The sequence below is a fragment of the Flavobacterium sp. CAU 1735 genome (assembly GCF_039888695.1).
Classification (GTDB): domain Bacteria; phylum Bacteroidota; class Bacteroidia; order Flavobacteriales; family Flavobacteriaceae; genus Flavobacterium.
This window is the reverse complement of record NZ_JBDQQQ010000005.1, coordinates 183,660-203,310: the sequence shown is the minus strand read 5'-3', so window position 1 is coordinate 203,310 and position 19,651 is coordinate 183,660. Positions and strand designations below refer to the sequence as shown.

General features: G+C 40.4%; 18 protein-coding genes. 8 read left to right on the top strand and 10 right to left on the bottom strand.

From position 1 onward, the window contains the following. Positions 1 to 37 precede the first annotated feature (37 nt). Positions 38 to 2,887, bottom strand: a complete 2,850-nt coding sequence (gcvP, locus tag AAFN64_RS12905; RefSeq protein ID WP_347760718.1) for an aminomethyl-transferring glycine dehydrogenase — start codon at positions 2,885 to 2,887, stop codon at positions 38 to 40. 193 nt (positions 2,888 to 3,080) lie between these two features. On the opposite strand from gcvP, the gene AAFN64_RS12900 reads away from it, so the two are divergent. Together AAFN64_RS12900 and AAFN64_RS12895 are read left to right on the top strand one after the other, a co-directional pair. Continuing rightward, entirely contained in the window at positions 3,081 to 3,896 is an 816-nt protein-coding gene (locus AAFN64_RS12900) for a hypothetical protein (RefSeq protein ID WP_347760717.1), read from the top strand. Positions 3,897 to 4,085: 189 nt separating this feature from the next. Further along, positions 4,086 to 5,003: a hypothetical protein gene (locus AAFN64_RS12895; RefSeq protein WP_300487456.1), complete on the top strand. Its 918-nt coding sequence runs from the start codon at positions 4,086 to 4,088 to the stop codon at positions 5,001 to 5,003. Positions 5,004 to 5,078: 75 nt separating this feature from the next. Here the strand turns inward: AAFN64_RS12895 and AAFN64_RS12890 are convergent, their stop codons facing one another. The 8 genes from AAFN64_RS12890 to AAFN64_RS12855 all read right to left on the bottom strand — a co-directional run bounded on the left by AAFN64_RS12890 (position 5,079) and on the right by AAFN64_RS12855 (position 11,156). Beyond that, positions 5,079 to 5,528 carry an SRPBCC family protein gene (locus AAFN64_RS12890; RefSeq protein WP_347760716.1) on the bottom strand — a complete coding sequence of 150 codons (450 nt, stop codon included), beginning with the start codon at positions 5,526 to 5,528 and terminating at the stop codon, positions 5,079 to 5,081. Next, on the bottom strand, positions 5,525 to 5,959 hold the full coding sequence (locus tag AAFN64_RS12885) for a hypothetical protein (RefSeq protein ID WP_347760715.1): 435 nt from the start codon (positions 5,957 to 5,959) through the stop codon (positions 5,525 to 5,527). The genes AAFN64_RS12890 and AAFN64_RS12885 overlap by 4 nt, the downstream gene beginning before the upstream one ends. A gap of 5 nt (positions 5,960 to 5,964) precedes the next feature. After that, the gene (locus AAFN64_RS12880; RefSeq protein WP_347760714.1) at positions 5,965 to 6,351 is read right to left on the bottom strand and encodes a hypothetical protein; all 387 of its coding nucleotides are present in this window, start codon (positions 6,349 to 6,351) and stop codon (positions 5,965 to 5,967) included. Between the two features lie 17 nt (positions 6,352 to 6,368). Beyond that, positions 6,369 to 6,719, bottom strand: coding sequence for a hypothetical protein (locus AAFN64_RS12875; protein ID WP_347760713.1), 351 nt, complete (start codon positions 6,717 to 6,719; stop codon positions 6,369 to 6,371). Positions 6,720 to 6,780: 61 nt separating this feature from the next. Then, positions 6,781 to 7,284 (bottom strand): MarR family transcriptional regulator, encoded by a 504-nt coding sequence (locus AAFN64_RS12870; RefSeq protein ID WP_136403013.1) that lies wholly within the window; start codon positions 7,282 to 7,284, stop codon positions 6,781 to 6,783. Positions 7,285 to 7,373: 89 nt separating this feature from the next. Then, entirely contained in the window at positions 7,374 to 9,401 is a 2,028-nt protein-coding gene (locus tag AAFN64_RS12865) for a M3 family metallopeptidase (protein ID WP_347760712.1), read from the bottom strand. Between the two features lie 99 nt (positions 9,402 to 9,500). Further along, positions 9,501 to 9,983: a 5-(carboxyamino)imidazole ribonucleotide mutase gene (gene purE / locus AAFN64_RS12860; RefSeq protein ID WP_347760711.1), complete on the bottom strand. Its 483-nt coding sequence runs from the start codon at positions 9,981 to 9,983 to the stop codon at positions 9,501 to 9,503. A 15-nt stretch (positions 9,984 to 9,998) separates the two neighbouring features. Further along, a complete protein-coding gene (locus AAFN64_RS12855; RefSeq protein WP_347760710.1) occupies positions 9,999 to 11,156 on the bottom strand; it encodes a 5-(carboxyamino)imidazole ribonucleotide synthase in 1,158 nt (385 codons plus the stop codon). Positions 11,157 to 11,370: 214 nt separating this feature from the next. Here AAFN64_RS12855 and AAFN64_RS12850 point away from each other — a divergent pair, with 214 nt between their 5' ends. Then, the gene (locus AAFN64_RS12850; protein ID WP_347760709.1) at positions 11,371 to 12,918 is read left to right on the top strand and encodes a choice-of-anchor J domain-containing protein; all 1,548 of its coding nucleotides are present in this window, start codon (positions 11,371 to 11,373) and stop codon (positions 12,916 to 12,918) included. A 63-nt stretch (positions 12,919 to 12,981) separates the two neighbouring features. Here AAFN64_RS12850 and AAFN64_RS12845 read toward each other — a convergent pair whose 3' ends face one another. Further along, positions 12,982 to 13,521, bottom strand: coding sequence for a hypothetical protein (locus AAFN64_RS12845; RefSeq protein ID WP_347760708.1), 540 nt, complete (start codon positions 13,519 to 13,521; stop codon positions 12,982 to 12,984). A 119-nt stretch (positions 13,522 to 13,640) separates the two neighbouring features. Between AAFN64_RS12845 and AAFN64_RS12840 the strand changes: the two genes are divergently transcribed. From AAFN64_RS12840 to AAFN64_RS12820, 5 genes are all read left to right on the top strand, one after another. Continuing rightward, entirely contained in the window at positions 13,641 to 14,171 is a 531-nt protein-coding gene (locus AAFN64_RS12840; protein WP_300487485.1) for a phosphoribosyltransferase family protein, read from the top strand. A gap of 47 nt (positions 14,172 to 14,218) precedes the next feature. Continuing rightward, a complete protein-coding gene (locus tag AAFN64_RS12835; RefSeq protein ID WP_300487488.1) occupies positions 14,219 to 14,791 on the top strand; it encodes an adenylate kinase in 573 nt (190 codons plus the stop codon). A gap of 95 nt (positions 14,792 to 14,886) precedes the next feature. After that, positions 14,887 to 16,161: a hemolysin family protein gene (locus AAFN64_RS12830; RefSeq protein WP_136403021.1), complete on the top strand. Its 1,275-nt coding sequence runs from the start codon at positions 14,887 to 14,889 to the stop codon at positions 16,159 to 16,161. Between the two features lie 43 nt (positions 16,162 to 16,204). Then, positions 16,205 to 17,206: a GTPase ObgE gene (obgE, locus tag AAFN64_RS12825; protein ID WP_347760707.1), complete on the top strand. Its 1,002-nt coding sequence runs from the start codon at positions 16,205 to 16,207 to the stop codon at positions 17,204 to 17,206. A 191-nt stretch (positions 17,207 to 17,397) separates the two neighbouring features. Then, positions 17,398 to 19,545 carry a S46 family peptidase gene (locus AAFN64_RS12820; protein WP_347760706.1) on the top strand — a complete coding sequence of 716 codons (2,148 nt, stop codon included), beginning with the start codon at positions 17,398 to 17,400 and terminating at the stop codon, positions 19,543 to 19,545. The last annotated feature ends 106 nt before the right edge of the window (positions 19,546 to 19,651 follow it).

Genomic DNA, 19,651 nt, shown 5'->3' with positions numbered 1-19,651 from the left:
GCCGCGATAAAGCGGCTCTTCGTATTTATATTGAATTTTAGTGTTCCATATATGCTTCAATTGGCGCACAAGAACAAACTAAATTACGGTCACCGTAAGCATCGTCAACACGACGTACGGAAGGCCAGAATTTGTTTTCGGCAATATACTCCAACGGATAAGCCGCTTTCTCTCTTGTATAAGGGAAATCCCATCGATCAGCTGTTAACATCGCTAACGTGTGCGGTGCATTTTTCAATACATTGTTTGTATCGTCGGCAGTAGCGTTTTCAATTTCTTTTCGGATTGAAATCATCGCGTCACAGAAACGATCCAACTCGCCTAAGTTTTCACTTTCGGTAGGTTCGATCATTAACGTTCCGGCTACCGGGAATGAAACTGTAGGTGCGTGGAAACCGTAGTCCATCAAACGTTTTGCGATATCGGTTACTTCGATTCCGTTTTGTTTGAAAGAACGGCAATCAACAATCATTTCGTGAGCCGCACGTCCGCATTCTCCCGTATATAAAATAGGGTAGTGTTGTTCCAAACGCGCTTTCATATAGTTGGCGTTCAGAATAGCAAACTGTGTTGCTTGTTTTAATCCTTCGGCACCTAACATGGTGATATAACCGTATGAAATCAAACATACCAAAGCCGATCCGTATGGTGCAGCCGAGATAGCAGAAATCGCCTGATCACCACCGGTAGCAATTACCGGGTTTGTTGGTAAGAAAGGTACCAGGTGTGGCGCTACGCAAATAGGTCCAACTCCAGGTCCTCCTCCTCCGTGAGGAATCGCGAATGTTTTGTGTAGGTTCAGGTGACAAACATCAGCACCGATAGTAGCAGGATTTGTAAGTCCTACCTGAGCGTTCATGTTGGCACCGTCCATATATACCTGACCACCGTTTTCGTGGATCAGTTTGGTGATCTCGATAATGGAACTTTCGTATACACCGTGTGTAGACGGATACGTTACCATTAAACAAGAAAGGTTGTCTTTATGTTGGATTGCTTTCGCTCTTAAATCTTCAACATCGATATTTCCTTCCGGAGTGGTTTTGGTTACGATGATGTCCATTCCAGCCATTGCAGCCGAAGCCGGGTTGGTTCCGTGTGCCGACGAAGGAATTAAACATACATTACGGTGTCCTTCACCTCTGGAAATATGATACGCACGAATTGCCATCAATCCGGCATATTCTCCCTGAGCACCAGAGTTTGGCTGTAAAGAAGTACCTGCAAAACCGGTTACCACGTTTAATTGTTCTTCCAGTTTTTTCAACATGGTTAGGTAACCCGTAGTTTGGTTTACCGGAGCAAACGGGTGGATGCTGTTCCAGTTGGCCATACTTAATGGTAACATTTCGGCAGCCGCATTTAATTTCATTGTACACGATCCTAATGAGATCATCGAATGATTTAATGCAAGGTCTTTACGCTCTAATTTTTTGATATAACGCATTAAAGCCGTTTCCGAATGGTGACTGTTAAATACGTCGTGTTGTAGGAATGTTGATGTTCTTACCAGTTTCTCCTGAATATGGATAGCCGTATCTAAAGCGGTTACCGTTACGGTTTCTTTTCCAAGAACTTCAGCAAAAACAGCTACGATCTGGTTGATGTCGTTTAAAGAGGTAGTCTCGTTAAAGGAGATCGAAATCGTATCGTTGTCGCTATAATAGAAGTTTACTTCGTTGTTTTCGGCTACTGCTTTAACTTTAGTTGCATCGGCTTTTACCGTGATCGTGTCGAAGAAAGCCGTATTGATTTGGTTGATTCCCAGTTTTGCCAATGCATTTGCAGTCGTAACCGCCGAAGCGTGTACTTTGTCGGCAATATACTGTAATCCTTTTGGTCCGTGGTAAACGGCATACATACCGGCCATAACCGCTAGTAATACCTGAGCGGTACAAATATTGGAAGTCGCTTTTTCACGTTTGATGTGTTGCTCACGGGTTTGTAACGCCATACGTAACGCACGGTTACCGTTAACATCCTGAGAAACCCCAATAATACGTCCCGGCATACTACGTTTGTATTCTTCTTTGGTGGCGAAGAAAGCCGCGTGTGGCCCTCCGAATCCCATTGGAATACCGAATCGTTGCGTGGTTCCCACTACAACATCGGCTCCTAATTCGCCCGGAGCGGTTAATTTTACTAAACTCAGAATATCCGCTGCTACAGCAACTTTAATTTCTTTGGATTTAGCCGTATGGATAAAACCGGCATAGTCGTAAACCTGACCGTGTTTTCCAGGGTATTGTAAGATTGCTCCGAAGAAATCTTCTGAGAAATCAAACGTTTCGTGGTTACCTACAACCAGTTCGATTCCAATTGGAGTGGAACGGGTTTCCAGTACCGATAAGGTTTGCGGTAAAATTTCTTCCGAAACGAAGAATTTATTAGCATTGTTTTTTTTCTGATCTCTTGTACGTACGTCAAAAAGTAATGCCATCGCTTCTGCAGCAGCAGTACCTTCGTCAAGTAACGAAGCATTGGCAATTTCCATTCCGGTTAATTCGATAACCGTAGTCTGGTAATTTAAAAGTGCTTCCAAACGTCCTTGGGCAATTTCTGCCTGATACGGCGTGTAAGCAGTATACCATCCCGGATTTTCAAAAATGTTACGTTGAATTACCGGTGGAACAATTGCCGGGTGATACCCTAAACCGATATACGATTTGAATACTTTGTTTTGGGCACCCAATTGCTGGATATGTGTTAAATATTCGTATTCTGTTAAAGCCGGATCCAGTTGTAAATCGTTTTTTAAACGAATTCCGTCCGGAAATGTTTCATACAATAATTGATCCATGTCCTTCACCCCAATGGTTTGGAACATGTGTTGAAGGTCGCTCTCTCTTGGACCTAAATGTCGTAAAGCAAATGCGTCTGTTTTCATCAGTTCTTAATGTCCTGTTTATAAACGTTTGATATTCCCATAACAGAGAATAGCATCAAACTGTCGTTAAGTTGTGTTTTAAGCGAACAAAAATAACTATTAATCTCCTAATAAAATTCTTTTTTAACTCCATTTTTTGTTGAATTTTCAACCAAAATTAAATGTTATTAACAGATTGATTATTTTTGTAAGTATGCAACTACTCAAGAAATTACTTGACTTTTATATTAACGGAAGTATTCATGTGGCTATTGCGGTTTTCGCTTTGGTACAGATGACCTTCCATTTTTTTCATATTTCATTTGACTGGGCGATGTCACTATTTGCCTTTTGCGGAACAATCGTTGGCTATAACTTTGTGAAATACGATGCATTAGCCCGTGCGAAAAAACTCAAAATGAGTCGGCAGTTAAAAGCAATTGTTGTGTTAAGTGTGGTAGCTTTAGCCGGAACATTATATGGTTTCTGGTTTCTCCAACGGCAAACGCAATTGTTGGCGCTGGCTTTTTTGGGACTAACACTATTGTATACCCTGCCGGTTTTTCCAAAGTTGGGGAATGCCCGGAATTGGGCCGGAGTGAAAATCTATATTGTGGCTTTTTGCTGGGCCGGAATTACATTGTTCCTTCCGATTTTAAACGCCGGACTGGATTTTACGAATGATGTCTTTCTAAAGTTTTTTCAGCGTTTCCTTTTAGTGATCATCCTTATTCTTATTTTCGAAATTATCGATCTGAAAAACGATGATCTTTCGTTACAAACTGTTCCGCAACGCTTGGGCGTAAAACGAACCAAATGGCTCAATTTATTCCTGTTACTGCCTTTCTACGGATTGGAGTTTTTTAAAAGCGATTTCCAGATCGTACAGTTGTGGATTAACCTTGTATTAGTATTGGTTATTGCGCTTTTTACCCTTTTTTCAAATCCGAAACGATCCGATTATTATACGTCTTTCTGGGTCGAAAGTATCCCGGTTTTCTGGTGGGGATTGGTGCTGCTTTTTGCATGATATATAAGAAAAAACTTCTGCTTATTGGTTTTACCTGTTTTGTGTTTAACGGGGAAATACGCTGTTTTTTATGGTCTTGGTACACTAGTTTTGGAATGGAAAATCAAAACATAGTGAGCCGGATGCACTTTAAAACGGGGCGGAAACTGAAAAGCCTATGAGTAAGTGTGCAACCAAATCTTTATCATTATGGAATTAGAAGTAGTATCACAGGGAATGGTCATTAAGACTGTTGGCGGAACCGGTGGATCGGAATTCGCATCGGATTATATTCGGTCTATCGGTATCTATAGCGGAACGGAAGTAGATTCAATTACCATTAACGGAAGCAAGCACGGCGGTGGCGGTGGACGCGATGGCGGGACGCTTATTTTAGGCTCGGATGAATATATCAACAGAATTGCAGTTCGCTCGGGTGCGCGTATTGATAGATTAGTACTATCAACCAATAAAGGACGTACAATTGGTGGCGGCGGTAATGGTGGAAGCGAAACGATTTTGGAAAATATCCGCGTGGTGGCCATTGGAGGAAAATCCGGTGCCCGAGTGGATCAGTTGCGAATCACTTATGTTGAGGATTATTATCCGTCGACATTGGTGGAAAAAAGAGGACAGTTCGTGATCGGTTTTACGCCGCAGGGAACTATACTAAAAGAATATACGGAATCGACTTCTAAAACATCGGATAGTTATGAAAACGTAACGGAAACCATGTTAAGTCAGCAGTATAATGCCAGCGTGGAGGCTGAGTATTACGCGAAGGTGGCTATTTCAACAGAAATCAAATATGTGAATACGCAATTAACAACGATTAAAAAAGAATTATCCACTCAGTTGATCAACCAGCAGTCCAAGGAAGTGACCATCGAAAAAGGGATGGTAGGCGTGTTGTTGGTGAACGGTACTATTTTGAAAGGTTCCGACGGGGTTTACTGGATGTATCCGAATACACTGTTGAGTTATGCGGTTATTGCGGTATCCGATTATCAGAATGTCCTGAATCACTATGATCTTACAGGTGAATTAGCAACACAAATGCCGGAATTGTTGAAATACAAAACAGAGAAAAACGACTATGTGTTTTATGAAAAAGAACCGGTTCGTTAAGTATAATATCAGTTAAGTAAATCGGGAAAACCACGGACAAAGTTCGTGGTTTTTTTGTGCTTATTTTGGAAGGCGTTAATTCTCGGCCAGGTATTTTAAAAGTTTGTTCCGATTTAAAATCATATGATACAGGTGTCTTTTAAGAAATAGGAGGTCAAACAATTTTCCGATAATTCCAAACGGTGTGCGGTATTCTATTTTGTCGATCATAATCGTGGTGTCATCCCGGATTTCAAATAGATGTTCGTGTCTGAAAAAAGTAAAATGGCCTTTTGTCATTTCGTCTGTAAAATGATCGGGTGACGCCATCGCTGTAATTTTGCTTTGATGGTTGAGGTAAAAACCAAAATGTTTTCCGCGCCAGGTTACGGTTTCATTCAGATGAATCAAACCGGATGTCTTTCCGGCAATTGCCTGTTCCTTCGTTTGTGAAACCGATAGTTTATGGATGTCGATATTTCGGGCCAGATCAAAAACAATTTTTGACGGTGCTTTGATCGGAGTGGAAATGGTAAAAGTGGTCATGCGAAAAACAGTTTTAGTTTTAGGATTACTAAACCGGTAAATACGGTGGCGAATAGCAGAAATAAAATATTCATAAAATAACTACCCATTTTAAAATGCCATTTTTTTGGAATCGTATACATTGGATAATAGGCAATTTGCGTGGCGACTTTTCCGGTCCAGTAAGCAGCAATAAGTGCAGTTAAAGCGAAGGCAAGTCGGGTGTTTTGTTGTAAGTCGTCATAGAGAAAGATGGCGATGAGTCCGAACGAAAAATTCAACCCCTGTATATACCTTCCGTAGGTTTTGGCAATTTCCTGGTTTAAGGGTTGTAGTTTTTTAACATCATTATACCAGTCAAAAACCTGATGACGGATATACGGGTAAATCATCGCGGTGAAAATCTGGCCGATTCCCGCTACGACAATCAGCCAGTTTGGAATTGTAAACATCTTGATTAGGCTTTAAAAATTATTTTTTCTTCTCTTGCGGTTTGGCTGGCTTTTCGTTTTCCTCTAAAAAAGAAATAGAGATTTAGAAAAAGCATCACCCCTAAATAGATCGCAAACCCACCAATTTTATAGCTTAAGGCTTCAATAAGTTCCTGATAAGTATTGTCGTACAGATTCATGTCGAGTATCATCAGGGCAAAACCGAGGTTGAGCAGGTAAAATCCGGTTTCGAATAGTTTGTTGGTAGCGATGGCAATTTCTTCACGACCTTTAAAAATGTCAAGCATATAGACTTTGCTGTTTCGGAAAAGTGTTTTAGAGACATAATAGGTCAGGAAAAGTGCAATGGGTAAATAAATTACATAACCGATAAGTGTTTTGGTCGTTTCCATGAGGGTATGATTTATAGTTACTGAATTAATTTTTGAACATAGTTTTTTAGAACGAAAAGATTGGTGTAATGCAATGCAGCCAATAGGAAAAGGATGGTTGCGGCTTTGATTGCGATCACTTCGATGAGCATTGACAGGGTTGTAATGGTTTGCCAGTTGGTAATCGTAATGGCGCAATAGCCAATATTAACCAGATAATATCCGGTAAGTAGAGCTTTGTTGATTTGAAGACAAAGCGCTTTGTGATCCGGGATTAGTGTGGCTACAAATATATTTCCGTTGTCATAACAGATTCTTCCGATTTTAACGATGACCAAGCTCATAAGTCCAAGGAAGAGGAGGTAGGCAATAGTATTATAGTGCGTCATTTTAAATAATTTTATAATTATTAAACTTTCAGAAAAAAATGAAACTTTGAATTAAATTTTTTTATTTCATGATTTTGATAACCAGCTTGGTTAACCAATTGTCTTTGTATTCGGTAATCTTGTCCAATACATTGTCGGCTTTTAAAACGAAGTCATGTAGTTTGGTCGTTTGTTCGATAAAATGTTTTGCCTCGGCCGAATTGTTTCCTTCGATAGAGGATACTTCTTTTAAGATTTTTAAAGCGGGTTTGATTTCCCGTTTGCTTCTTTCCTGTGAAATTTTAACCGCCAGTTCGTCCAGGTCTTTTTCGGCTGTAAAGAATTCTTTTCGTTCGCCGGCTTTGTATTCTTTATAAACAATACCCCAATCCATCAGTCCTCTTAAATTCATACTGGCATTCCCTCTGGAAATATGAAGGGCTTCCATAATGTCTTCCATCGAAAGCGGTTCGGCGGATACCATTAACAAAGCGTGAATCTGAGCCATCGTTTTGTTGATGCCCCATTGGGAACCTAAGGCGCCCCAGGTTTGTACAAATTTGTTTTTTGCTTCGTTGAATTCCATAGTTCAAATGTATAAATAATTTCTAAAGTTTCAAAAATAATTGAAAGTTTATTTTAAAAAATAACCCGAAATCAATCGGGCTATGTCTTTTATAGTAATCCGGCGCGTTTTAGGAGCGCTTCCGGTTTTGGTTCCTGACCTCTGAATTTTTTGTAAAGCGTCATCGGATGATCGGTTCCGCCTTGCGATAATATGTTGTCTTTGAAGCGTTGTGCGACTTCCGGATTAAAGATTCCCTGTTCCTGAAAATAAGCAAAAGCGTCGGCATCGAGAACTTCGGCCCATTTGTAGCTGTAATATCCGGACGAATAGCCGCCCTGAAAGATATGCGAAAAAGAAGTACTCATCGCATTTTCGGCTACATCGGGGTACAGTTTGGTTGAGGCGAATTGCTCGTTTTCAAAAGTTTTTACATTATGAATTCCGGATGGATCCTGTCCGTGCCATCCCATGTCGAGTAATCCGAAACTGATTTGGCGTAAAGTAGCCATTCCTTCCAGGAAGCTGGCGCTTTCTTTTATTTTTTCGACGTATTCCATCGGGATGATTTCGCCCGTCTGATAGTGTTTTGCAAACAAAGCCAAGGCTTCCGGTTCGTAACACCAGTTTTCCATTACCTGACTTGGTAATTCTACAAAATCCCAGTAAACACTGGTTCCGGATAAACTCGGATAGGTAGTATTGGCTAACATACCGTGTAGGGCGTGGCCAAATTCATGGAATAAAGTAGTTACTTCATTAAAGGTAAGTAACGACGGTTTGGTTGCTGTTGGTTTGGTGAAATTACAAACGATCGAAACATGCGGTCGTTCGTTTTCTCCATTTCGAACCGACTGGTGTTTAAAAGAGGTCATCCAGGCACCGTTACGTTTTCCTTTTCTTGGGAAAAAGTCGGCGTAAAAAATGGCAACAAGATTTCCGTTATTGTCTTTCACTTCAAAAGTTTGTACTTCTTCGTGGTATTTATCGATGTCGAAAATTTCGGTAAACGTGATGCCAAATAGTTTTTGTGCTACGGTAAAGGCGCCGTTTAGTACGTTTTCTAATTTGAAATACGGCTTTAAGGTTTCGTCGTCGAGGTTAAAAAGCTCCTGTTTTAATTTTTCGGAATAATAAGCACCATCCCATTTTTCCAAGTGATCAATTGGATCCAGTTTTTTGGCGAAATTGGTTAATTGTGCAAACTCTCTTTCGGCTGCCGGTTTGGCTTTCGATTGTAAGTCATCCAGAAATGCGGTTACTTTTTCCGGACTTTGCGCCATACGCTCTTCCAATACAAAATGTGCATGAGTGGCGTATCCTAAAAGATTGGCTCTTTCGTGGCGTAAGTTTGCAATTTTAATTACGATTTCCTGATTGTCAAAAGCATTATTCTGGAATCCTTTACGGCCAAATGCAATGCTGATGGCTTTACGTAGTTCGCGATTGTGCGCGTAGGTTACGAACGGTAAATAACTCGGATGATCCAATGTGAAAATCCAACCGTCTTTATCCTGACTTTTTGCGATGGCATGTGCCGCTTCAATAGCGCCTTCCGGTAAACCGTCAAGGTCTTTTTCGTCGGTTAGGTGCAATTGGTAATCGTTTGTTTCGGCCAAAACATTTTCACCGAATGTTAGCGAAAGTTTCGCCAGTTCCGCGTCGATTTCGCGCAAACGGGCTTTTTTGTCTTCTGCCAATAAGGCTCCGTTTCGGGAGAAACTTTTATATTTTTTAGTTAACAGCGTATGCTGCTCGGTAGTAAGATTAAGTTGATCAATTTGTTCGTATACGGTTTTAACGCGTTGGAATAAATCGGCATTTAAAATAATGTCGTTTCCAAATGCGGTTAAAACTGGCGATACGTCCTGTGCGATTTTCTGCATTTCATCACTGGTTTCTGCCGAATTCAAATTGAAGAAAATGGAGGATAGTCGTTCCAAAGCATCACCGGAATATTCCAGTGCTTCAATGGTATTGGCAAAAGTTGGTGCTTCCGGATTGTGAATTATAGCGTCGATTTCGGCACGTGCGGCAGCGATTGTTGTGGTGAATGCCGGAGCGTAGTCCTCAATTTTTATTTGCGAAAACGGCGCAGTGTTATATTTAGTAGTAAATCGTTCGGTTAAAATACTCATATATTGTAATATTAGCTTTAAATAAAGGTACACGTCTGTGAAAGACAAGGTACAAATTAGCTTTTTCTAATCCAAATCCGGTTGACGAAAGCGGGAAATTTATTTTAGATCTTCGGAAGCTTTTAAAACGGCTTGTTTTAGGCTTTCTTTATAAGCGGTGATTTTGTCCAGAACAACACTGTCGTGACTTCCGATGATCTGCGCTGCAAGGATACCTGCATTTTTGGCACCGTTTAGCGCAACTGTGGCCACCGGTACGCCGCCAGGCATCTGAAGGATCGAAAGAACACTGTCCCATCCGTCTATCGAATTGCTGGATTTTACCGGAACACCAATTACGGGAAGTGGCGACATCGAGGCGACCATTCCGGGTAAATGAGCCGCTCCGCCAGCTCCGGCTATGATAACATTAATGCCGCGTTTGTGGGCATTCGTACTGAAATCAAACAGTTTTTCCGGAGTACGGTGTGCCGATACAATGTCGACTTCTGTAGTGATTCCGAATTCTTTTAATATAGTGATGGCGTCCTGCATTACCGGCATATCCGAAATGCTACCCATAATAATGGCTACTTTGCTCATAGTGGTTTGTTTTAATTAGGAATGACTAATTACTTTGATGGTGTTTTTGACTACTTCTGCGGTTTTACGGGCTTCGTCTATATTTTCGTTCACAATGGTTACGTGTCCCATTTTACGGAAAGGACGTGTTTCTCTTTTTCCGTATATATGAGGTGTTACACCATCGATAGCTAATATCTTGTCGATGTTTTGATAGATAACCGGGCCGGAATACCCTTCTTCGCCAACTAAGTTTACCATAATACCGGCAACTTTGCTATCGGTATTGCCTAAAGGTAAGTTGAGGATAGCACGGATGTGTTGTTCGAATTGCGAAGTATAACTGGCTTCGATGGAGTAATGCCCGGAATTATGAGGTCTGGGTGCTACTTCGTTTACCAGAATAGCATCGTCTTCGGTTTGGAACATTTCCACAGCCAATAAACCAACATGATTGAATTTTTCGGAAACCTGTAACGCGATAGCACGTGCTTTCTGTGCAACCGTTTCGTCTATACGAGCCGGACAGATTACATATTCAACCTGATTGGCTTCCGGGTGAAATTCCATTTCGACTACCGGATAGGTTTTGACCGATCCGGATGGTGTACGACTTACGATTACGGCCAGTTCGTTTTTAAACGGAACCATTTGTTCGGCGATGCATTCGGTATCGGGTAACGAAGTAAGGTCGTTAGCAGTGCGGATAATTTTTACACCGTTGCCATCATAACCAAACTGCGCACTTTTCCATACAAAGGGTACATTGGTTTCATTGTGTTCGACCGATTGGATCAGACTGTTTTTATCGGTAAACCTACGATAAGGTGCAGTAGGAATTTTGTTTTCGGAATAAAAATCTTTTTGTCGGCCTTTATTTTGGATCAGCCGCAGGGTTTTGGGTGATGGATAAACGGCCAGACCTTCCTGTTCAAGCTGGTCTAAAGCATCAAGATTGACATTTTCGATTTCGATAGTCAAAAGGTCTACTTTTTTACCGAAACGGTATACGGTTTCGAAATCCATCAGGTCACCCTGAAAAAAACGCGTCGCTCCATATTGAGACGGTGCTTCGGCACTTGGGTCAAGAATATAGGTCTGGATGTCGAACTTACGGGTTTCGGTAAGTAGCATTTTACCTAACTGTCCGCCACCAAGTATCCCCAATTTAAAATCAGAAGAAAAATAATTCATTGTGTTGTTGTTTGTGCAAAGATACTTATCATAATAGAAAACACAATCGTATTACTTTATATTTTGCGGTTTTTCAATGAGGTAGAATTGAAAATAACATATTGTATATTTTATAACTTTGATAACAGAAACGGTTATAAATATACATTTTGATTGTTAATTAAATATAATTAATGTAAATTGTGTACTTGTTTAACCGAAAAAAAATAAAATTATGGTAAAAAGACTACTCATGTTGTTAGCTTTTGTTCCGTTTATAAGTCACGGGCAATTTTTACAGAATTTTGACGGAGGAACGACTATTCCTACCGGATGGACCGTTGTTAACGGTGGTGATACCGGAACCTGGGTAATTGTTAATTTTACCGGAGCAACCGGTATTAGTGCGCATAGTGGAACCAATGCAGCCGGTATCGGTTTTGGATCAACTGCTCACGATGATTATTTGGTCACTCCAGCTGTAACGGTTACGGCGGGTGTGTCGGATTTCTTAACTTTCTGGGGAAGAAGCCGTGACCCGTTATATCCGGAAACAATCAGTGTGAAGGTTTCAACTACAGGAACAGCGGCTGCAAACTTTACCGCTACGTTGGATGCGAATGTGGCTCCTGCGAGTGGTGCTAATTTTTTTAAATATCAGTATGACCTGTCGGCTTATGTAGGGCAAACGATTTATATTGGGTTTCATTCTACTACAACCGATATGTTCTATTTTGATATTGACGACGTAGAAGTAACGGCTTTACCAAGCTGTATACCACCTACAAATCCTATGGTTGGTGCTATAACTGCTGCCACTGCTGCTCTGTCCTGGACGCCGGGAGCGGGAACAACTAATTTTGAAGTACAGTATGGTGCGCCTGGCTTTACTGCCGGCTCCGGTACAGCTGCACCGCCGGTTACAGGAGCTACAGCTACGACTTTATCGGGATTAACTGCGAATACCGCTTATGAATATTATGTTCGTGCTAATTGCGGAAGTGGTAATTTTAGTACTTGGATAGGTCCGAGAGCCTTTAGAACAAGTTGTGCGTCGGTAACAACGTTTCCTTTTACCGAAAGTTTTGATGCGACTACCATCCCATCGTGTTGGAGTAATCAAACGGTTTCCGGAACAGCAAACTGGGCGTATGTAACCGCTAATGGTAATAGTTCGATTGCACCGAGAACAGGGGCAAGAATGGCAGAGTTTAGAACGACTACAACCGGAAATAAAACAAAATTAGTTTCGCCTCCGTTAGACTTAACAGCGGTATCTAGTCCGCAATTGAGTTTCTATTATGCTAACGTAAACTGGTTTGGTGATATCGATGAGTTGCGTATTTTCTATAAGACAAGTGAAAGTGGTGCCTGGACTCAAATCGGAGCGGATTATATAACAGAACATACCGCCTGGACTCAGGTGACTTTACCGTTGCCAAATCCATCGGCTACCTATTATGTTGCTTTCGAAGGTACTTCAAACTGGGCGAGAGGTCTTAATCTCGATGATGTAACGGTGAGCAGTGCTTTATCGGCTTCGACATTTGATAAAGCTAATTTCAGAGCCTATCCGAACCCGGTTAAAAATATGCTGAATCTGGCCTATAATGAAACTATTTCGGCAGTTGAAATCTACAATTTGTTAGGACAAAAAGTATTGTCACAAAATATAAACCTTTCCGAGGCTCAGGTAGATATGAGTAATTTATCTGCTGGGAACTATCTTGTTAAAGTATTTGCCGGTGATGTGGTAAAAACAATTAAGATTATCAAAGAATAATTCTTGATAATTAATCCTGGGAAACGACTCTTTTTATAAGGGTCGTTTTTTTTTGTTTAAAGACTATATCTTTTTAAGGATTTTTCGCGCGACACTTTGATAGGCCGGCGAATGATCGGGAAAACCTTGTTGTAATAGCTGTTTTAATTCCGGATAAATCCAGGGATTTTCTTTGCCTAATAAGTATAGGGCCTGAATGGCGTAGGCTTTTGAAGCGACTTTGGTGTCGTTGATCAACCAGTCAAAACAGGTTTCGGTAATGACTTCAATGTTTTTATCGGAAAGGAGTTTTGTTTTGCGATTGTTATAGTCGACAAGGAAAAGCGCAATTTTGGATATCGAACGCAGAGCGCTTTCGTTGCGAAATTGTGGTAATGTCGCGCAGAAAATATCGTTCTTTGGGAAAATCAGATCGAGTTGTCGTTCGAGTACCAACTCCATGATCCAACAGGCTTTATGGTGATTTTTGTCGGTTATCGTGATCGCAGCCGTAAACAGATCGTTAAATAATGAAGGGTTGTTAAAGATATAGGCGGCGTTTTCTTCCCGACTGGCACGATGGGCGGTACTGTTTATAATTTTGGTATATAAAATTTCGTTCATTTTTTTCCTGAAATCTTCATCGAAAGTACAAAATAATTCAAAAATTTATAATTCTTAATTGTTAATTATCAATTGTCCAACGGCAATTAGTATCTTTGCCAATTATTCTAAAGGTTACAATGGAAATACAACTTCACGACAAACAATTTGTCCCGTTTCTTTCGGCAAAAGAAATCGATGCCGCTATTGCGAAAATGGCCGATGCCGTTGCAAAAGATATGAATGGTGAAATACCGGTTTTTGTAGGTGTACTTAACGGAGCCTTTATGGTGGTGTCCGATTTTATGAAGCACTATAAACACGATTGTGAATTGAGCTTTGTAAAAATGGCTTCTTACGACGGAATGCAAACCACACACGAGGTAAAACAACTTATCGGTTTAAATCAGGATATTACCGGAAGATCGGTAGTGATCATTGAAGATATCGTAGATACCGGAAATACCATAGTGGAATTACAGAAAATGTTTGCAGATAAAGGTGTGAAGCAATTGAAATTTGCGACGCTTTTCCTAAAGCCGGAAGCCTATGATAAGGATATCACAATCGATTATGTCGGATTGGAAATTCCAAATAAGTTTATCGTCGGGTTCGGATTGGATTACGACGGATTAGGGCGTAATATCCCGGAAGTATATCAATTAAAATAACACAGAAAAAATAACTATAAAACCATCATAACAACAATTTAATTAAAATGATTAATATCGTATTATTTGGAAAGCCCGGAGCCGGAAAAGGGACACAAGCCGAATTTTTAAAAGAAAAATACAACTTAATACACATTTCAACCGGTGACGTTTTTCGTTATAACATTAAAAACGAAACCGTATTAGGGAAGGAAGCCAAAACCTATATCGATCGTGGTGATTTGGTTCCGGACAGTCTTACTATTAAAATGCTTCAGGATGAAGTAGAGAAAAACCCGGAAGCGCGAGGTTTTCTTTTTGACGGATTTCCAAGAACAATTGCACAAGCCGAAGCGCTGGATGCGTTCCTGAATTCCAAAAACTGGGAAGTAACGGCAACGATTGCTTTGGAAGCCGATGATGAAATTTTGGTACAACGACTGTTGGAAAGAGGAAAAACATCTGGAAGACCGGACGATCAGGACGAAGAAAAAATCAGAAACCGTTACCAGGAATATAACGAAAAAACAGCGCCGCTAATCGAATATTACAGCGCACAGCAAAAATTCCACGCGGTTAACGGAATCGGCTCCATTGCCGAAATCACTGAAAGACTAAGCGATGTAATTGAAAAATTATAGGCCGTCCCGGTGAACAATAAATAGAATACTAACGATAAAAAAATAATAAAAAGTCAGGTAAAACTGATATCATAACTAATTTACAATCCTAAACTTTGGAAATAATAATAATTTTCTTTCTAATCCTTTTAAACGGAGTTTTCTCCATGTCGGAAATAGCACTTATTTCAGCTCGTAAAAACCGTTTGGAAACGGCCGCGAAAAAAGGAAACACCAGTGCGAAAACAGCTTTAGAACTGGCTAATTCACCCAATAAATTCCTATCGACCGTTCAGATCGGAATTACACTAATCGGAATTCTAACCGGTATTTATAGTGGTGATAACGTTACCGGCGACGTAAAACTGTTTTTAGACGGATTTGAAATGTTCAGGCCTTATTCGCAAACATTGGCTGTAGGTATTGTAGTTGTGATTTTAACGTTTTTCTCCCTGGTTTTAGGAGAATTACTACCCAAACGAATCGGATTAAATTACCCGGAAGCGATTGCCAAAACGGTAGCGGTTCCGATGAAAGTGGTTTCGATTGTAACGGCACCTTTTATCTGGTTGTTGACCGCATCGACCGATTTTGTGCTAAACGTATTGAAAATTAAGCCAACGGCCGATGGGAAAGTAACCGAAGAAGAAATTAAAGCCATCATTAAAGAAGGTACCGAAGGCGGAGAAGTACAGGAAATCGAACAGGACATCGTGGAACGTGTTTTCCATATCGGTGACCGTAAGGTGAATTCCCTGATGACACACCGTAAAGCGGTGGTGTATCTGTCTTTGGAAGATGATGTAAACGAACAAAAAGAAAAGGTGCTGGAAGAAATCCACTCCGTATATCCGGTGTGTGAAGACAATCTGGATGAGGTAGTTGGAGTAGTGTTGTTAAAAGACTTGTTTACGAGTTTTGAAAAAGGCGATTTCGACCTGAAGGCAATTGTAAAAGAACCGGTTTACCTTATTGAACATACTTCGGCCTATAAAGCGCTGGAGCTTTTTAAGAAAACAAAAGTACACTATGCCCTGATTACCGACGAATATGGTGTGGTACAGGGGATTATTACATTAAACGATATTCTGGAAGCACTCGTTGGTGATGCCGCCGAATTCTACGAAGAGGAATTCCAGTTGGTAGCCCGCGAAGACGGAACCTGGTTGGTGGACGGACATTATTCGTTGCACGACTTCCTGACCTATTTCGATATGGATGATCTGATTAACGATTATGACGTGACAACTGTAAGCGGATTGATCATGACCGAATTGTCCTATATTCCAAAAGTTGGTGAAAAACTAATCTGGAATAAAATGGAACTGGAAGTGATCGACATGGACGGTGTGAAAATCGATAAAGTATTAGTACGCTCATTAAAAGAGTAAGCTGCTTTTAGTGGCTTACTATTGAAAAACAAAATAAAATTAAATGACAGAAGGGAATTTTGTAGACTACGTAAAAATTTATGTTTCTTCCGGAAAAGGAGGGAAAGGGTCTACGCATTTGCATCGGGAGAAATTTATTGAAAAAGGTGGTCCCGATGGTGGAGACGGTGGTCGTGGTGGTCACGTGTATCTGGTAGGGAGCAAAGGTCTTTGGACTTTGTTTCACCTTAAATTTGCACGCCATATCAAAGCCGGACACGGAGGAGACGGAGGTAGTGCGAGAAGTACCGGTGCCGATGGTGAAGATAAATATATCGAAGTGCCGTTGGGAACAGTGGTGCGCGACAAAGAAACCAACGAAATACTTTTTGAAATAACCGAAGAAGGTGAAAAAAAGATCCTTGTAAAAGGAGGTAAAGGTGGTTTGGGGAACTGGCATTTTAGAAGTTCGACCAACCAGACACCGCGTTATTCGCAACCGGGTATGCCGGCCGAAGAAATGGATGTCATCCTGGAATTAAAGGTATTGGCCGATGTAGGATTGGTTGGGTTTCCGAATGCTGGAAAATCGACCTTATTGTCGGTGCTGACATCCGCGAAGCCAAAAATTGCCGATTATCCGTTTACGACCTTAAAACCGAATCTTGGAATTGTGGCGTATCGTGATTTTCAGTCGTTTGTAATTGCCGATATTCCTGGAATCATTGAAGGTGCGGCCGAAGGTAAAGGATTGGGGCATTATTTCCTACGACATATCGAACGAAACTCGACCTTGTTATTTTTGGTTCCGGCCGATGCTCAGGATATCAAAAAAGAGTACGATATTTTGTTGGATGAGTTACGTCGTTACAATTCGGAAATGCTCGATAAAGATCGTTTGGTGGTGATTTCGAAATCGGATATGCTTGATGACGAATTAAAAGCCGAAATGAAAGCACAACTCGATAAGGAATTTAAAGGAATTCCGTATTTGTTTATCTCGTCGGTTGCCCAACAGGGATTAACGGAGTTAAAAGATAAATTATGGCAAATGCTTAATCAGTAATACGATAGCTATAAAAAATAGTAAAAAGAGGTGTCCGTTTCGGAGGTCTCTTTTTATTTTATGTCAGTTTTGATCAATAGATAGTAAAATAAAAAGTTAAAGTTATTTTGTTATAGATTTTTATAAACCCTTTTTTTTATAAAATTCTTAAAAAGAGGTATATTCGCGTCACTAAAAATAACAGATCTATTATGAAAAAAATTATTTTATCCTTAATTGCTACGATACTGCTTGTACCTGCAAGTGTTAGAGCAGACGAAGGGATGTGGTTTTTGATGTTTATCGAGCGTTTAAACCACAGGGATATGCAAAAAATGGGATTGCAGTTAACGGCTGAGGAAATCTACAGTATTAACCACCACAGTCTTAAAGATGCAATCGTTCAGTTTAACGGAGGTTGTACTGCCGAAATGATTTCTAAAGACGGATTGGTATTAACAAACCACCACTGTGGTTATGATGCGATCGCAGAATTGTCTTCTCCGGAAGCCAACTACCTTAAAAACGGTTTCTGGGCTGCCAACAGAAAAGCAGAATTAAAACCAAAAAGCTTATTCGTTCGTTTCTTCGTTCGTATGGACGATGTGTCCAAAAGAATTTTATCGAAAGTAAACGATAAAATGACAGAAGCAGAACGTGAAGCAGCAATCAACAAAGAAATTGCACTTATTGAAAAAGAAAACAACGAAGGTGGAAAATACACCGTTTCTGTTCGTCCGTTTTTCCAGGGTAACGAGTACTACTATTTCGTGTATCAGGATTATAAAGACGTACGTTTAGTAGGAACACCTCCTGAAAATATTGGAAAATTCGGTGGTGATACAGACAACTGGGAATGGCCACGTCATACAGGTGACTTCTCTATGTTCCGTATTTATGCAGATGCAAACGGTAACCCGGCTGATTATTCTCCAAGCAATGTACCATTACAACCAAAACACCACTTACCGGTTAACCTTGGTGGTGTAAAAGAAAACGATTTCGCAATGATCTTAGGATATCCAGGTAGAACAAACCGTTGGATGCCAGCTGGTGGAATCGAGCAAAACGTAAAATTCGCATACCCGGCATGGGTTGAAGGTTCTAAAATGGGAATGGATAAAATGAAAACCCATATGGATCAAAGCGATGCGGTACGTTTAATGTATGCCTCTAAATATGCTTCATTGGCAAACTACTGGAAAAACCGTCAGGGAATGATCGACGCGTTAACAAAATTCGGTACTGCTAAAACAAAAGCTGCTCAGGAAGCGAAATTCGACAAATGGGCCAATCAGAAAGAAAACAAAGAAAAGTATGGTCATGTGGTGGAAACCATCAACAAATACTATGCTTTAACTAACGAAAAAGCACGTCATGATAACTATTTAATGACGATGTTGCGTTCAAGTGCTTTCGGTACGATTTCAAGAACGATGGGAAGACAATTGGAAAATTACGCAAAAGCAGATGAAGCCAAACGTAAAGAAATGTACCCGGGTCTTGTTGAAATGATCGACGAATTCTACAAAGAAGCTTATATTCCGGCTGAAAAAGATATCCTTGCAGGTCAGTTAAATCTATATGCTACAAAAGCAGGATATACATTGGCGCCAATGGTAGAGAAATTAGGAAAAGAGAACAACAACAACTTTACAAAATATGTAAACAATGCTTTTGATAGCAGTGTGTTTGCTTCTCCAGAAAAAGTAAAAGCGTTTTTACAAAACCCTAACGCGGCGACTATTACAAACGATCCGTTAGTAGTATTGTCGAATGACTTATTAAACCACTACAACGCAAAATCGGATGCAATTTCTAAAGCACAAAACGATTTCGGAGCGTCTTTCCGTTTATTGGTTCAAGGATTACGTGATTCAAAATTAGGTCCTATCAAATATCCGGATGCTAACTCAACACTACGTTTAACTTACGGAAAAGTTCGCGCTTTACCAGCTGACAAACGTAATGATGCGAAAGTAAATAACTATACGACTATGGACGGTATGGTTAAAAAATACAAAAAAGGTGACGAAGAATTCGACTTACCGGTTCGTTTAATGGAAATGAACAAAGTAAAAGACTACGGTCGTTATGCTGATAAAGACGGTTCAATGCACGTAAACTTCCTAACCGATAACGATATTACAGGTGGTAACTCTGGTTCTCCGGTATTAAACGGTAAAGGAGAATTAATCGGTTTGGCATTCGACGGAAACATCGAAGCTATGGCTGGTGACGTGATCTTTGACAAAAACTTACAAAGAACAATCAACGTGGATATTCGTTATGTATTATGGGTGATCGACAAGTTCTCCAATGCAAAACACATCGTTGACGAAATGACAATCGTAAAATAATTCCGATTCGTTTCCGAAATATAAAACCGCTTCAATCGAAGCGGTTTTTTTATGCCCGTACAGCAATAAATTTCCGGAAAATTATTTTGTCAGTATCGGTACGAAT

Bases quoted from the DNA above. Each gene is read 5' to 3' on its own strand.
- AAFN64_RS12845 (WP_347760708.1), bottom strand. From the start codon at position 13,521: ATGAACGAAATTTTATATACCAAAATTATAAACAGTACCGCCCATCGT.
- AAFN64_RS12840 (WP_300487485.1), top strand. From the start codon at position 13,641: ATGGAAATACAACTTCACGACAAACAATTTGTCCCGTTTCTTTCGGCA.
- AAFN64_RS12865 (WP_347760712.1), bottom strand. From the start codon at position 9,401: ATGAGTATTTTAACCGAACGATTTACTACTAAATATAACACTGCGCCG.
- AAFN64_RS12900 (WP_347760717.1), top strand. From the start codon at position 3,081: ATGCAACTACTCAAGAAATTACTTGACTTTTATATTAACGGAAGTATT.
- obgE (WP_347760707.1), top strand. From the start codon at position 16,205: ATGACAGAAGGGAATTTTGTAGACTACGTAAAAATTTATGTTTCTTCC.
- AAFN64_RS12835 (WP_300487488.1), top strand. From the start codon at position 14,219: ATGATTAATATCGTATTATTTGGAAAGCCCGGAGCCGGAAAAGGGACA.
- AAFN64_RS12880 (WP_347760714.1), bottom strand. From the start codon at position 6,351: ATGGAAACGACCAAAACACTTATCGGTTATGTAATTTATTTACCCATT.
- gcvP (WP_347760718.1), bottom strand. From the start codon at position 2,887: ATGAAAACAGACGCATTTGCTTTACGACATTTAGGTCCAAGAGAGAGC.
- AAFN64_RS12850 (WP_347760709.1), top strand. From the start codon at position 11,371: ATGGTAAAAAGACTACTCATGTTGTTAGCTTTTGTTCCGTTTATAAGT.
- AAFN64_RS12820 (WP_347760706.1), top strand. From the start codon at position 17,398: ATGAAAAAAATTATTTTATCCTTAATTGCTACGATACTGCTTGTACCT.
- AAFN64_RS12895 (WP_300487456.1), top strand. From the start codon at position 4,086: ATGGAATTAGAAGTAGTATCACAGGGAATGGTCATTAAGACTGTTGGC.
- AAFN64_RS12875 (WP_347760713.1), bottom strand. From the start codon at position 6,719: ATGACGCACTATAATACTATTGCCTACCTCCTCTTCCTTGGACTTATG.
- AAFN64_RS12885 (WP_347760715.1), bottom strand. From the start codon at position 5,959: ATGTTTACAATTCCAAACTGGCTGATTGTCGTAGCGGGAATCGGCCAG.
- AAFN64_RS12870 (WP_136403013.1), bottom strand. From the start codon at position 7,284: ATGGAATTCAACGAAGCAAAAAACAAATTTGTACAAACCTGGGGCGCC.
- AAFN64_RS12890 (WP_347760716.1), bottom strand. From the start codon at position 5,528: ATGACCACTTTTACCATTTCCACTCCGATCAAAGCACCGTCAAAAATT.
- purE (WP_347760711.1), bottom strand. From the start codon at position 9,983: ATGAGCAAAGTAGCCATTATTATGGGTAGCATTTCGGATATGCCGGTA.
- AAFN64_RS12855 (WP_347760710.1), bottom strand. From the start codon at position 11,156: ATGAATTATTTTTCTTCTGATTTTAAATTGGGGATACTTGGTGGCGGA.